This is a genomic window from Ruegeria sp. BE1 (assembly GCF_056538885.1).
The window spans coordinates 664,267-678,685 of record NZ_JBQFTY010000002.1 but is presented as its reverse complement, the minus strand read 5'-3'; the positions used below and the strand labels follow the sequence as shown (position 1 = coordinate 678,685).

The window sequence follows — 14,419 nt, the reverse complement described above, 5'->3', positions numbered from 1 at the left end:
AAGTGGCCGCCTTTTTCTTTGACAGCAAGATATTGTGACTTTTTGCGTTGCTACGAGATCTGGGGGATAAGAAAATGACCACACCTCCCGCCGGGCATGACGGCCCCTATGACGCGCCGGTCGAAGTTCGGGGGTTTCGCGTCTTGCCGGAATGGATCGATTATAACGGCCATATGAATGTCGGCTTTTATGGCGTGGCGTTTGATATGGGGCTGGAACGGTTGATGATCGACCATCTTGGGCTGGGGGAACCACAGGTCACAGCATTGGGGCAGGGGCCGTATATCCTGCAATCGCATATGAATTTCCTGCGTGAAGTGCAGCAGGACGAGCCGTTCTACTACCGGTTTCGCATGCTGGACGCCGATCACAAGCGAGGCCATTATTTTGCGCAGATGATCTCGGAAACGGACGATGCGCTCTGCGCCACACAAGAGGCGTTGTTCATGAATGTCAGCCATGACACGGGACGCTCTGCGCCATATCCGGACTGGGCTGCAGCGCGACTGGCCCGCATGGTGCAAGATCATGCCGAATTGGACACCGCGCCGCAGGTCGGACAAGCCATTGGTATTCGGCGCTGAAAGGCGTCAGTAGTCGCGCTCAAAGAACACGCCCAAACCGGTTTCACCGCGCCCGTCCACCGTGCCCCGAACGGTGAAATTGTCGTTCACATCCAGGTTCAGGTTCACTTCGGTATCGCCCTCGGTGTTGACGGTGAAATCGGTGTAGAGGTTGTCGCTCAGATAGGCACCGGCACCCAGACGCCCTGCGCCGCCTTCGCTGGCGCCGATATCCACCGTGTCCACCCCGGTCGAGTCGCGCAGACCCTTGGTCGCGTCCCCGCCAGCGCCGCTCAGCTGTGCCAGCGAGGCGGCCATCTGGGCGATCACAAAGGGTGAGATTTCAGAGAAACGGTTCCCGAACAGCAACAGGGCCAACGCCTCTTCGGGGGGGCGTTCGGGGTCAGAAAAAACATCGACCTCAGGGGCGTTCAGCGGTCCTGCGATTTCAATCGTGGCGGTCCCATCTGACGTGCTGGCCGAGGATTCGAACTCGATATAAGGGGTCAGGTCGCCTTGCAGGGTCACAATCCCTTTGGTCAGGGCAAGCCTGCGGCCCAGAATGTCAAAGTTACCCCGGATCAGTTCGATCTGCCCGGACGGGATGACCGAGGCCGTGGTGCCCCGAATGAAAATGCTTCCGCCCAGCTCGGCGTTGACACCGCGTCCGCGTACAAAGACGGCACGCGGGGCCAGCAGGCCGATATCCAGCGATATGCGCGAGTCGCTTGGGGCTGCGTCCTCTTCCACCACCAGACGGGCGCGTTCGCGGGTGATAAAGCCGGCTTGGCTTTCGTTGATATGTTCGATCTCGGGGATAGGGGCCGCACCGACTGCACCAGAGGCGGCGGCCAGATTGATGTTCGTTTCCTCAAAGGTGATCTGACCCGACAGGGCGCTGTTGCCTGCCAAAGCTCCGGACAGGGTGATCTCACCATTCAGTTGGGTTTCGTAAAGCAGCTTGTCGGTCAGCACCAACTGATTCAGCCGCGTGACGATGTTGGCGTTCAGCGGCGGGGTCAGGTCGATGGGCCCCGAGACAGTGAAATTGCCGCCTGCGCGCATACCTCCGCTCAGCGAAATGGTCGCGCGGCTTTGCGCCAGATCGACCGAGCCGCTGATGCCGGTTATCGTTTGCCCGATCTCAGGCAGCGCCAGTGACGTGCCCGATGTGGTGATCGTCCCGCTGAGAGAGCTGAGCGCAGGTTTACCCTTGAGGCGTAGATTGTGCCGGGCCGTGCCTTCGATCTGGTTGGGCGTGATAAAGAGATTGGCAATCCCCAGATTAACACCGCCCTGTGCCTGCAGGTCGGCCTCGCCCGAGTTTTCGTCGAACGTGCCTTTGACGGTGCTGTTGATGTCTGCGGGGCCATTGGCCGCGCCATCGATGGTCCAGACGCCGTTGCTGCGCTTGGCATTGCCGTTTGCTGTCACCGAACCGGGGAATTCGGGCGCAAATCGCTCAATCCTGTTCAGCTTGGCCTCGAAATCCACATCTGCCGAGCCATCCGCGTCAACCGTGCCGGTCGCGGCCGCGTAAGAACTTTCTGGCCCACTCAGCCGCAGCGTACCTTCAAGCCCAGCGCTGGTTGGGGCGGCATTGCCCTCCAGTGTCAGCGGGCCCGAGGCCAGGGTTGTCACCCGCGCCAGATCATCCAGCCGGGCCGAGAAATCCACCCCCCCGGCCTGACGATCAAGCTGGCCGGATGCGTTGGCGGACAGGGCGGTGCCCTGCAGGCTGAAGGTGCGGATATCCACCGCGCCATCGCCCCGCTCGGCGTCGACGGTCAGCGTTGTGCGGCCCTGCACCAGCTTGTCGACCAGTTCGATACCGGTCTGTATGTCATCTGCCTGAACGCCGCCCTGCACATCAAAGGTCTTGCTGGCCAGCGTCGCGTTGCCCTTGGCATTGGCCAAGATCGAGCCGCCCAAATCCAGTTGGGCCAGCCCGGAAAACAGCGACAGGTCGGGGGCGTTCACACGGGCGCTGCCGTCTATGGACAGATCGCCGGTCGGGTCATCGATGGTAGCTGCGACCTGCGCGGTCAGGGCGGTGCCATTCACCGTCGCCTGCCGGATATCGATCTGATCTGCGGTGCGCGCGCCATCCCATTTGAGTGTGGTGGTGCCGGTCAGCAGGGGGTCAATCTCGGACATGCCGGTTGTGACATCCTGCGCAGTGACGCTGGCGGTTCCGTCGAATTCCAGCGTCTGTACGGTGCCTTTCCCATCCAGTTGCGCCTGCAGCGCACCGCTGAGGTCACGCTGGGCCAGCCCGGAAAAGACCGACAGATCGGGTGCATTCAGACTGGCCTGGCCATCGATGGTCAGGTTGCCATCGGGTGTTGTCACATCGCCGCTGGCGCTGGCCTGTGCCGCCTCGCTGTTCAGGTCAAATTCGCGAATGGTGATGCCGTCGCTGCCACGGCTGGCGTCCAGTGTGATGGTCGTCTCACCTTTGATCACCGGATCGATATCGTCGCGCCCTGTGACCAGATCGCGCCCTTCGATGGTGACCTTGCCATCAAAGCTGTGCTCCAGCGGCGAGCCGGTTCCTTCCACGCGGGCTGATGCCGTTCCGCCCAGATCAAACTGCGCCAGCTCTGAGAAGCGTGACAGATCGGACGCCTCAAGCGTGGCCGATCCATCCACCGTCAGGCCCGTTGTCAACCCGTTGATCAGCGCATCCAGCGCCAGCGTATAGTCGGTTCCCACCAGCTCAAACCCCGACAGGTTCACCGACTGATCGCTGCCGTAGTCGAACTGCCCGTCCAGAGTGACCCGGTCCCCCAGCGCAATGTTCAGGGCCTGATCGCTCAGGTCGATTCCGTCGACGATGGCCTGCAGATCACCGGTCACGGTAAAGGCGTCGCCCTGTTCCAGCGTGCCTTGCGCCGTGATCCGGGCATTGTCCAGTTTCACTTGCGGTGCTGCAAAGGCCGAGGCGGTCAGGCTCAGGTCCCACAGATTGCCGTTCTTTTGGTCGAACAGCGCCGAAACCTGAGCCGCCTCGATCGAGGTTTCACCCCCTCCGCCCGGCAGAAGCACCGTGTCGCCCTCGGGCGGGGTGATCCGACCTTGCAACGCGGCCAGTTGCAGGGTGCCGCCCTCTGCCAGTTGCAATTCACCCTTCAAATCCAACGCCTGTGTGGTCAGTTCCAGATCGGAAATGTCCAATGCGCCGTTCGGTTTGGTCTGACCGTCGACAAAAAGCCGGGTCTTGGTGCCAAAAAACGGGTCAATATCCTCGGTCAGGAATGGCGTGAGGTCGCCGCCCAGATCGGCGGTAAAGGCGATCCCGTCCGCTGCGCCGCTTTCCGCGGCCTGAAGTTCGACCTGACCCGTCAGTCGCGGCTGCTTATCGCTGCTCAGGGCGATGTCGGCGATAAAATCGGTCAGTGGCCCCTCGCCCTTGATGGTCAAACCAATCGGGGGGCTGTCGGGAATTTTCAGCGCGGTCGAGATCAACCCGCCCTCGGCCTCGTTCACATCCAGATCCAGCGTGATCTGACGCGATGAATTCTCGAACCCGGCCGTCAGCCGCACCCGGTCGCCTGCGCGGTCCAGACGGGTGACGTCGATGTTTGTGTCCAACGCCCCATCCGCCAGCGACAGGTTCCCGGTTACCGACAGCGCAGCGGACACACCGATCAGGGGTTCACCCAACAACAGCTCATCAATGCGGATTTCGCCGATTTCGACCGAAACGGGCAATTCGGGCAATTGAAAGGGCTGGGTTTCAGCCGACGGCGGCGGGGCCTCTTTCGTGGTGGTGCCGGGCGCGCGGGCAATGTCGATCTCTTGCGCGGTCAGAGTGTTGACCGAGAACCGCCCCCGGATCAGGGCCAGCCGGTTCCAGTCCAACTCGGCGTCCTTGATGGTCAGCCATACGCCTTCATCGTCGGACACGGTGATCTCTTGGATGGTCGCACGTGCGCTCAGCGCGCCTTGCAGGCCCTTGACGGTGACGTTCTGATCGTCACCCGACAGCGTGTCCTGCAGGAAACGTTCCAGCATGCTGCCGCCACCATCCTCGTCTTGTGCGAAGGCGGGCGGCGCGGTCAGGATCAGCACCGTGGTGACAACCGGATATGCGTATTGCCGTATCAAAATGCCTGTCCGATCCCGATATAGAACTGCAATCCGCTGCCCGTGTCGCCCTGCACCGGCAGGGCCAGGTCCAGACGCAGCGGGCCAAACCCACCCAGATCATAGCGCACACCCAGCCCGGCGCCCGAATGAAATTCCGCATCATTGCCGATGAAAGATGACGTATCCACGGTTCCGAAATCGTAAAACCCAACCAGAGAGATCGCGTCAGTGATTTTTCCCCGAACTTCACCCGACAACCCCAGGAAGGATTTGCCCCCGGCCACGCCCCCATTGACGGGAATGCCGAGGCTTTCAAAAGGTTGCCCGCGCACTGTCCCAGCCCCGCCCGAGAAGAACAGGAAATCTGGTGTCACACCATCCAGTTCCGGGCCAATCACAGATCCCAGCTGTACCCGGCCCGCCAGAACAATGCGCCCACCGGTGCCAAGGCTGGTATAGGCGCGACCATCGGCAAACAGCCGGATGCCGTTTTCAGTCCCGCTGAGCCCCGCAAAGGGCATGGCCTGCGCGTCCAGATAATAGCCCCGCGTGGCGCTGACCTTGCTGTCGCGCTGGTCCCACTCGGTCCGGAAAGGCAGGATGAAATAGCGAAACTTGCGCCCATTGCCAAAGGCGTCATCGGCGTCGGAAAACTGGAACCCGGCTGAGGCTTCGGCATATAGCCGATCCGAAAACGTACGGCGGGCACCATAGGCAACCGAGGCCACGCTGACATTGTAGTTCTCGGTATTCCGCCGCTCCAGCAGGGCGCTGTAGAACGTGTTGTCATCCGGGCCCAGCCGGTCGGGCTGATCCAGACGCAGGCCGATGCGACCATCCAGATCCTCCGACCCACCGATATTGCGCAGCGCGGCCTCGAACCGCAGGCGTTCGGCGCGGCGAAAGACGTTGCGATGCGTCCAGGTCGCGGTCACATCCAGCCCGGCATTTGACGCCAGTTCAACGCCAAAGGTCAGGCGACGCTTGGGCAGGTCTTCGAAGGTTGCATCGAAATCCAATGTGCCGTCGGGATTGGGGGTCTCACGTTCCTGAATCGAGACGACGCTGAACGTACCGGTGCGGCGCAGCCGGGTGCCCACCTTTTGAATTGCGGCAGGGGAGTAGACTTCACCCTCCGGAAAACCCGCGATCTTGTTGATCGAATGATGGCGCACATCGGTGTCACCCTTGATGAACATCCGGCCAAAGGTCAGGCGCGGTCCGGGGGCCAGATCAATCTCGGCATCCAGCCGGTTTTGCGCATGGCGGGCGATGACGGTCTGACCCTCGACCCCGGCCTTGGCGTGACCAGCATCGCGCCAGCCCTGAACCCCGGCAGAGGCGGCCTGTTGAATGGCGCCGGTTGTCGCCAGTTTCCCGGGTGCGAAGTCTTCGGGCAGGATCGTGTCGGCGGCAAGCGGGGCAACACGTGCGGTGCCGAATCTGAAGGTCGGGCCGGTCTCAATAGAGATCACAGCGCGGTTGAACGCATTGGGCACAGTGAGCGAGCTGATATCCGCGGCCTCTGTTCCATCCAGCTTGATGCTGACGACCGGGCTGAAGTACCCCTCATCATACAAAATCTGCACGATGGTGCGATAATCGGACAGGGCGGCTGACAGGATTTCCAGCGGCGTTTCAAGCCCGCGGTCTTCGGCGGTTACGACCGAAGATGTCTCCTCGATCCGTTCAACCAGAGCCTTTGGTGCGCCGGGCGCAGACAGGGTTGTTTCCAGTGCTGCCAGGGACGAGGGCAAAACGGTGGCGACCATGCCGGCAAGGCAAAGTTTCAAGAAGCCCCGTGGCTTGCTGTCCCGCATCTATTGGCTCCAACTGCCCCAAGTCGAAATCTGTTTTGCCGCGCGGTGCCGTGCGACGGCTGATTGACTATCAGTTAGACCATCAGTTGTGATGCAGGGAAAGAGCTTATCGAAGGCGGGATGGAATTAACCGGGCCTGTTGTCGTCAGGACCCGGCATTGCGAAACCAACGGATGATCGCTTGACGATCCTCGGGTTCCATATAGGTGATATTGGCGGGCGGCATGGCATGAGTCACACCTGCTTGCAGGTATATCTGCTTGGCGTTGCGGGCAATGTCCCCCTCGGTTTCCAGCAATACGCCTTTCGGGGCCCAGAGAATCCCCTCCCACACCGGTTCGCGCGCATGGCACATGGAGCAACGCCCAAGGACGATATCATGCGCTTCGTCGAACCCGTCGGCAGCGGCGAATTTCTGTTCGAACGGTGTCAGGGGCTGTGCCTCGGCCTCTTCCAGAGGTTTGTACATCGGCGCGGTGGACAGCCACATGATGGCGATGAACAGAATGGCGGTGACAGCCCAGGTCCAGGTCGGATTCCCAGCACGGGCATGGCGGGTGTTGAAGTAATGCCGGATGGTCACGCCCATCAGAAACACCAGCGCGGCGATGATCCAGTTATACTCGGTCGCAAAGGCCAGCGGATAATGGTTCGACAGCATCAGGAACACCACCGGCAGCGTCAGATAGTTGTTGTGGGTTGACCGCAGCTTGGCGATCTTGCCGTATTTCGGATCGGGTGTGCGTCCGTTTTTCAGGTCATCTACCACGATGCGCTGGTTCGGCATGATGATGAAAAACACATTGGCCGTCATGATCGTGGCGGTGAACGCCCCCAGATGCAGCATCATCGCGCGCCCGGTGAAAATCTGGTTGTACCCCCAGCCCATCGCCACCAGCAGCACAAACAGCAGCACCATCAGCAGGGTCGGGTGCTGCCCCAGCTGCGACTTGCAGAGAAAGTCATAGACCAGCCAGCCCACCGTCAGCGATGCCGCCGAGATCAGGATGCCTTGCCACAGCGCCAGATCGGCCTTTTCCGCGTCGATCAGATAAAGCTCACCCCCCACCCAATAGACGATCATCAACAACGCAGCACCGCTGAGCCAGGTGGCATAGCTTTCCCATTTGAACCAGGTCAGGTGGTCGGGCATGCGTTCGGGCGCGACCAGGTATTTCTGGATGTGATAAAATCCGCCGCCATGCACCTGCCATTCCTCGCCATCCGCCGGGCCGGGTATGTTGCGGTTCAGGCCAAGGTCCAGTGCGATAAAGTAAAAGGACGATCCGATCCATGCGATGGCGGTGATCACGTGCAGCCAGCGCACGGCAAACGCCATCCAATCCCAGAACACGGCGAATTCGAACATAAGGGGCCTCTCCGACAGGGTCCTGTCACACTAGGCAAACGGGCTTTTCTTCGGTATTCCCGTATATTGTCAAACTGTATCAAAAAAAACGATAAGATGTCCTATCTCGACAATATCCGTACCTTTGTCCGTGTTTATGATCTGGGCAGCATGTCCGCTGCGGGGCGCGACTTGCGGATTTCGCCCGCCGTGACCTCGGCGCGGATTTCTCAGCTTGAGGATCATCTGGGCGTCCGGCTGTTTCAGCGCACCACGCGCAACCTCAGCCCGACCGAGCAGGGCCGGGCGTTCTATCCCGGCGCGGCGGCTGTTCTTGAGGCAGTGGAGGATGCCGAGGCGCAGGTTACTCACCTGACCGAAGCGCCGCGCGGATCTTTGTTTGTTGCGGCGCCTCTTGGGGTGGGGCGGCGGTTGCTGGCCCCTCACGTGCCGGATTTCCTTGCAGACTACCCCGAGATCGACGTGCGTCTGCGCCTGACGGATCGCTCTGTGGACCTGACGACTGAGGGGTTGGATCTGGCGTTTTTCATCGGTCAGCCCGAGGACAGTACCCTGCGCATCCGTAAGATTGCCGATTGTCAGAGAGTGCTTTGCGCCGCGCCGGAATACTTGCAACGCCGGGGTATGCCACACACAGGGGCAGATTTGATTTCAGGCAAACACGAATGCCTGAACCTGCGGTTTCCGGGGGCGACGGAGTTTCAGTGGCAGTTGGACACCCCCGAGGGCCCAAAGCGCTTTGCCGTGTCGGGGCGGTTTGAGTGTGATGATGGCGACGTGCTGACGGATTGGGCGTTGTCGGGGCAGGGGATCGCCATGAAGCCGGTATTCGAGGTTGCCGAACATCTGAGCACTGGACGTTTGGTACCCGTCGCGACCGAGACGCCCCCGGTACCGGTTCAGATGGCCTGTCTTTACACCCATCGCCGCCATCAGGACCCCAAGGCGCGCCTGTTCATGGATTTCATGATCGCGCGTATCGGGAAGGTGGTGCGCAGTTCGGAAGCTTCGGGTTAACAAAAGCTCCCGCTCCTGTTTGCGCCCTCCGGGCGCGGCACAGCGTTGGGCTTGGCGCTGCGGCTGTGCCGCAGCGCGGTCGCGAAGGGACATCTATGGTTCGTTTGAATTTTAGTGCAGCCGCGCCACGCCTGAAAGGCGTGGCGCCCGGCCCAACGGGAAGCGCCCCGCAAGGGGCGACTGACGGGCGGGAGCCTCGGACGTTGCGGCTCAGCTGCCCCGGTAGGTTGAATAGCCGTAAGGTGAGAGCAATAGGGGGACGTGATAATGCGCTTCCGGGTCGGACATGCCGAACCGGATTGGCACCTCGTCCAGAAACAGGGGGTCTTCGGCGGCCTGACCTGATGCGCGCAAATAGTCCCCGGCATAGAATACCAGCTCGTAACGGCCTGTTTTGAAATCCTCTTGCGGCAGGATCGGGCTGTTGGTGCGGCCGTCTGAATTGGTCTCTACCTCAGCCAGTTTGCGGCGGGTGTCCCCGCTGACCTCAAAAAGCGCGATTTTCAGCCCTTGGGCCGGGCAGCCGCGTGCTGTGTCCAGAACATGGGTCGTCAGATAACCTGCCACCGGGCTCTCCTGTGTTTTGTCTTTTGCTTTGGTCCAGTCTGACGCAAAGTTCATAACAGTGGAACTGCCGAAAGAACCGGAAACAGCGTTCGGATTAGTTTGATAATCCCCGCGCCCGTTCCGGGGTAAGGCTGTTGAAACGCTTAGGAATGGAAGAGAGCATGCAGCCGCCCCGATACCCTCGTGACATGATTGGATATCGTGCGAACCCGCCCGATGCAAAATGGCCGGGTGGCGCGAAGATCGCCGTCCAGTTCGTTCTGAACTATGAAGAGGGGGGCGAGAATAACGTTCTGCACGGAGATGCCGCATCCGAGGCGTTTCTGTCCGAGATCGTCGGCGCCGCGCCTTGGCCGGGGCAGCGGCATTGGAACATGGAATCGATCTATGAGTATGGCGCGCGCGCGGGGTTTTGGCGGTTGCATCGGTTGATGCAGGATGTGCCGATCACGGTCTACGGGGTGGCGACGGCTTTGGCCCGGTCGCCGGATCAGGTGGCCGCGATGAAGGCCGCGGGGTGGGAGATCGCCAGCCATGGCCTGAAATGGGTCGAACACAAGGACATGCCCGAGGCGCAGGAACGCGCCGAGATCGCCGAGGCCATTCGCCTGCATACCGAAGTTGTGGGCGAGCGCCCCCGAGGCTGGTACACCGGGCGCTGTTCGGAAAACACCGTGCGGCTGGTGGCCGAAGAGGGCGGCTTTGCCTATGTGGCCGACACCTATGCCGACGATCTGCCCTATTGGATGCAGACCAGCGGGCGGGATCAGTTGATCGTGCCCTATACGCTGGATTGCAACGACATGCGCTTTGCCACGCCGCAGGGGTTCAATGCGGGGGATCAGTTCTATTCCTACCTCAAGGACAGTTTCGACGTGCTTTACGCCGAAGGTGAGGCAGGGGCACCCAAGATGTTGTCGATTGGTCTGCATTGCCGCCTGATTGGACGACCGGGGCGGGTGATGGCGCTGAAACGGTTTCTGGACTACGTGCGCGGGTTCAATGACGTGTGGTTCGCCACGCGGCTGCAGATTGCCGAGCATTGGGAGGCACATCACCCACCAGCGCGGCAGCCGAAGCCCTCGCAGATGGAGCGTGAGGAATTTGTTGCCGCCTATGGTGGTATCTTTGAGCATTCGCCGTGGATTGCGGAACGTGCGTTCGATTTGGAACTTGGGCCTGCGCATGACACCGTTGGCGGGTTGCACAATGCGTTGGCGCGTATGTTCCGGTCCGCCTCGGACGCGGAACGTCTGGGCGTATTGACGGCGCATCCGGATTTGGCTGGCAAATTGGCGCAGGCCAAACGTTTGACGCAGGAAAGCACGTCCGAGCAGGCCTCGGCCGGGTTGGATGCTTTGACAGATGAAGAACGCGCGACTTTCACCGATCTGAACCAGCGCTATACCGAGACATTCGGGTTTCCGTTCATCATTGCCGTGCGCGATCACGACAAAGCCTCGATCCTGCAGGCGTTTCAGCGGCGGATCGCGCAGGATCGAGAGGTGGAATTCGCTGAAGCCTGCCGTCAGGTTGAGCGCATTGCGGAATTCCGGTTGCGGGATGTGCTGCCCTCATGACGCGCCGGATCGTTGCCAAACCGCTGACGGCTGAGGCGTTCGCGCCTTTTGGGGATGTGATCGAGGTTTCCGGCGAGCCGGACAAGATCATCAATCAGGGGCAGTGTGGTCGGTATCATGATCGCGCGGCTTTGTCGTTTTCCGAAGGGCGCGCGGGCGTCAGCCTGTTCAACGCCAATCCGCGCAGCCTGCCGTATCAGGTGGATATGGTGGAACGGCATCCGGAGGGAAGTCAGACGTTCATTCCGATGACGCAGCATCCGTTTCTGGTCATCGTTGCCCCGGATATTGAGGGGCAACCGGGTGAGCCCGTCGCGTTCATCACCGCGCCCGGACAAGCGGTGAATTATCACCGGGGCACGTGGCACGGAGTTTTGACGCCGCTACATGCGCCGGGTTTGTTCGCGGTGGTGGATCGGATCGGAGAGGGAGCCAATCTGGAAGAGGTCTGGTTCGATGCGCCTTATGAGGTCGTCGCTGGATAAAGCGCGCTCCCGCCCGGTCCCGGGCGCATCAAAGATGCTTAGGACCCGTTGGGCCGGGCAGCGCGCGGGCAAGCCCGCCCGCTGCGGTTGGCGCCGGTTCAGGACGCCGCCATCAGGCGGGCGACGTCGAGCATGCGCGCGGAAAATCCCCATTCATTGTCATACCAGCCGAAGATACGGACTTGAGTGTCGTCGACCACGCGTGTTTCAGGGCCCGCGATGACCAGCGATTCAGGTCGGGTGCGCAGGTCGGACGACACCAGTGGCTGATCCGTCCAGCCCAAAACAGGCGACTGGTCGACGGCCTTACACAATTCGGCCTGAAACCGATCGGCGGACATGCCGCGCTCAAGCGTTGCTACCAGATCAACCGCGGACACGCTGGCGGTTGGCACACGCACCGCCGCGCCCGAGATACGGCCCGCGAGATGGGGCATGACGTCATCGATCAGATGCGTGGCACTGGTGGTGGTCGGCACCATCGACAGCGCTCCGGCGCGTGAGCGTGCGAGATCCCCGCGTGGGGCATCCACCATGGGCTGGCTGTTCGTATAGCAGTGGATCGTCGTCATATGAGCCGAGGCTATACCCGCGATTGCGTCCACCACCTTGACCAGCGGAGCCAGGCCGTTGGTTGTGCAAGAGGCATTCGATACGATCCGCGCATCGCCCAGCTGATCCTCGTTTGCCCCCAGAACGATGGTCACCTCGGTCGCGGGTGATGGGCCCGAGATCAGCACCTTGCGCGCACCCGCAGTCAGCCCTTGGCCGGCCACGTCTGACGTGCGCGCCACACCGGTGCAATCCATCAGGACATCTACGCCGGTCAGATCGACGCGGGACAAGTCGGGGCTATGGCTCAGGGGGATCGCGCGGCCATCCACCACAAGGGTGTTTTCGGTGGCCGCAACCGAACCCGGATAAGGACCAAAGGTGCTGTCGTATTTGAACAGATAGGCACAGGTTTCAAGCGGTGCGATATCGTTGATCAGCACCAGTTCAACATCACTGTCCTGCGGCAAAGCCAGCAGCTGCCGCAAGATGGTGCGGCCGATGCGGCCGAATCCGTTGATCGCAAGTTTCATGCGCAAGCTATGGCAGTGGCTTGCGCCGATCTCAATGCCCGTTTCGGGCCTGTGTCAGTTGCAGCTGACCTGAGAAAAGAACTGGCCCGAGATATTCTGATACATGCTGGCCGTGATCGGCTTGCAGCCGGTGGCTGCCTGAATGGCGGCAATCGCCTGAACGGTGCGCAGGCGCGGTGGCGGGCCAAAGGGGTTGAGGTTGTTGTTGTCCCGCGTGGCGCGGTAAACAACCGGCTCATTCGAAACCTGCGTGACCGCCCATGTGCGGCTTAGGACGGATACCGTTTTGGTTGCCTCTTTGGCGACAACAGGGGTTGCCTCCAGGGCCGTCAGGCCAATTACAGCTGCCAGTGCAAGCAGGGATCCGCGCAGTACCATTGAACAATCTCCAGTGTAAAAAACTGTTGTTATTTCACCAGATTCAGACGCTGCTGTGAAGCCCTGCACCGCAAAAAGCTGCTGCCGCGCCTAGCGTTTGGTCGGGGAAAGCGGCATGTGCCGGTTCACATCTTTGTACAGCAGGTAGCGAAAACGCCCCGGCCCGCCCGCATAACAGGCTTGTGGGCAGAAGGCGCGCAGCCACATGTAATCGCCTGCCTCGACCTCGACCCAATCCTGGTTGAGCCGGTAAACCGCCTTGCCTTCCAGCACGTAAAGCCCGTGCTCCATCACATGGGTTTCGGCAAAAGGGATGACGCCGCCGGGTTCAAAGTTCACGATATTCACGTGCATGTCGTGGCGCAGATCCTGCGGATCAGCAAAGCGGGTGGTGGACCAGCGGCCCTGGGTTCCGGGCATCTCAACCGGGGTCACGTCGCGCTCATTGGTAATGATCGGGTCGGGGGAGGGCAGGCCGGGCACCGCCTCATAGGCTTTGCGGACCCAATGGAACCGGGCCGTGTGATCCGCGCGGTTGTGCAGCGTCCAGTCCGACCCGGCCGGAATATAGGCGTAGCCACCGGTGTCCAACTGGTGATCGACGCCTCCCAAAGTAAGCGTCACCGCGCCTTCGACCAAGAACAGAACGCCCTGCGCCTGCGGGTCCGTCTCGGGCCTGTCACTGCCGCCGCCGGGCTGAACCTCCATGATGTATTGCGAAAAAGTCTCGGCAAATCCGCTGAGGGGGCGGGACAGAACCCAAAGGCGGGTCTTGTCCCAAAACGGCAGCGCACTGGTGACGATGTCGCGCATCGTGCCCTTTGGGATCACCGCATAGGCTTCGGTGAACATGGCGCGGTCGGTCAAGAGCTTATCCTGACCGGGGTGGCCGCCTGTGGGCGCGTAATAGGTGGGATGTGCCATCGGGTGCCTCTGGTTCGTGGTTCCGGCACTATGGGCGGATTGCGGTGCCGGTCCTAGCGGGGCTGCGCCGATAGGTTTGTTCGGGATTATTTGAAGGTCGAACGGCGGGGCTTGGCCCTGCGTCTTTGGCGGTATAGTCTTGAATGCAAATCTATTTCAGCAAAGCGAGGCGATCATGAAAGCCTGGATTTCTTCTTCTCTGGCGGCGGTGTTCATTCTGGGGGCAGCAGTGGCCGTGCCAGCAAAGCCCTTATCGCGAATCATCGCGGAAACCGGATTGAGCCCGGATGATTTCACTTTGCTGACCACTGCGGCGGATGCTCTGTTTGAAGGGGGCACGCCGCAGGTAGGCAAAGAAGCAAGCTGGGCCAGCACGGAAACAGACGCCAAAGGCACTGTCACCGTGCGCGATGTGCAGGACAATTGCGTTCATCTGCAACACTTTATCGAGCCCCCGAATACCGATGATATTCGTGAGGTCAGAACCCGACGGTGCCGGGATGCGAATGGCAATTGGGTTCTGACGCCATGATCCGGGG

12 protein-coding genes are annotated in these 14,419 nt (G+C 61.0%); 5 read left to right on the top strand and 7 right to left on the bottom strand.

Going from position 1 to position 14,419, the window contains the following annotated elements:
- Nucleotides 1-74: 74 nt before the first annotated feature.
- Complete coding sequence (locus tag ACR0J5_RS09635; RefSeq protein WP_480652708.1) at nt 75-584, top strand: thioesterase family protein; 510 nt, start codon at nt 75-77, stop codon at nt 582-584.
- Nucleotides 585-590: 6 nt separating this feature from the next.
- On the opposite strand, the gene ACR0J5_RS09630 is transcribed toward ACR0J5_RS09635, so the two are convergent.
- The 3 genes from ACR0J5_RS09630 to ACR0J5_RS09620 all read right to left on the bottom strand — a co-directional run bounded on the left by ACR0J5_RS09630 (nt 591) and on the right by ACR0J5_RS09620 (nt 7,844).
- Nucleotides 591-4,673 (bottom strand): translocation/assembly module TamB domain-containing protein, encoded by a 4,083-nt coding sequence (locus ACR0J5_RS09630; protein ID WP_480652706.1) that lies wholly within the window; start codon nt 4,671-4,673, stop codon nt 591-593.
- Nucleotides 4,670-6,427: an autotransporter assembly complex protein TamA gene (locus ACR0J5_RS09625; protein ID WP_480652704.1), complete on the bottom strand. Its 1,758-nt coding sequence runs from the start codon at nt 6,425-6,427 to the stop codon at nt 4,670-4,672. Before ACR0J5_RS09625 ends, ACR0J5_RS09630 begins: the two co-directional genes overlap by 4 nt.
- A 193-nt stretch (nt 6,428-6,620) precedes the next feature.
- Nucleotides 6,621-7,844, bottom strand: a complete 1,224-nt coding sequence (locus ACR0J5_RS09620; RefSeq protein ID WP_480652702.1) for a urate hydroxylase PuuD — start codon at nt 7,842-7,844, stop codon at nt 6,621-6,623.
- Between the two features lie 96 nt (nt 7,845-7,940).
- Here ACR0J5_RS09620 and ACR0J5_RS09615 point away from each other — a divergent pair, with 96 nt between their 5' ends.
- Nucleotides 7,941-8,861: a LysR family transcriptional regulator gene (locus ACR0J5_RS09615; RefSeq protein WP_480652700.1), complete on the top strand. Its 921-nt coding sequence runs from the start codon at nt 7,941-7,943 to the stop codon at nt 8,859-8,861.
- A gap of 210 nt (nt 8,862-9,071) precedes the next feature.
- Here ACR0J5_RS09615 and uraH read toward each other — a convergent pair whose 3' ends face one another.
- Nucleotides 9,072-9,428, bottom strand: coding sequence for a hydroxyisourate hydrolase (gene uraH, locus ACR0J5_RS09610; RefSeq protein WP_480652698.1), 357 nt, complete (start codon nt 9,426-9,428; stop codon nt 9,072-9,074).
- 161 nt (nt 9,429-9,589) lie between these two features.
- Here uraH and puuE point away from each other — a divergent pair, with 161 nt between their 5' ends.
- Complete coding sequence (gene puuE, locus ACR0J5_RS09605; protein ID WP_480652696.1) at nt 9,590-11,008, top strand: allantoinase PuuE; 1,419 nt, start codon at nt 9,590-9,592, stop codon at nt 11,006-11,008.
- Nucleotides 11,005-11,493 carry an ureidoglycolate lyase gene (locus ACR0J5_RS09600; protein WP_480652694.1) on the top strand — a complete coding sequence of 163 codons (489 nt, stop codon included), beginning with the start codon at nt 11,005-11,007 and terminating at the stop codon, nt 11,491-11,493. Before puuE ends, ACR0J5_RS09600 begins: the two co-directional genes overlap by 4 nt.
- Nucleotides 11,494-11,591: 98 nt before the next feature.
- Here ACR0J5_RS09600 and ACR0J5_RS09595 read toward each other — a convergent pair whose 3' ends face one another.
- The 3 genes from ACR0J5_RS09595 to ACR0J5_RS09585 form a co-directional block, all read right to left on the bottom strand.
- Nucleotides 11,592-12,578 carry a type I glyceraldehyde-3-phosphate dehydrogenase gene (locus ACR0J5_RS09595; protein WP_480652693.1) on the bottom strand — a complete coding sequence of 329 codons (987 nt, stop codon included), beginning with the start codon at nt 12,576-12,578 and terminating at the stop codon, nt 11,592-11,594.
- Nucleotides 12,579-12,632: 54 nt separating this feature from the next.
- Nucleotides 12,633-12,956 (bottom strand): hypothetical protein, encoded by a 324-nt coding sequence (locus ACR0J5_RS09590; RefSeq protein WP_480652691.1) that lies wholly within the window; start codon nt 12,954-12,956, stop codon nt 12,633-12,635.
- A 90-nt stretch (nt 12,957-13,046) separates the two neighbouring features.
- Entirely contained in the window at nt 13,047-13,880 is an 834-nt protein-coding gene (locus ACR0J5_RS09585; RefSeq protein WP_480652688.1) for a bifunctional allantoicase/(S)-ureidoglycine aminohydrolase, read from the bottom strand.
- Between the two features lie 175 nt (nt 13,881-14,055).
- Between ACR0J5_RS09585 and ACR0J5_RS09580 the strand changes: the two genes are divergently transcribed.
- Complete coding sequence (locus tag ACR0J5_RS09580; RefSeq protein ID WP_480652686.1) at nt 14,056-14,412, top strand: hypothetical protein; 357 nt, start codon at nt 14,056-14,058, stop codon at nt 14,410-14,412.
- Nucleotides 14,413-14,419 lie beyond the last annotated feature (7 nt).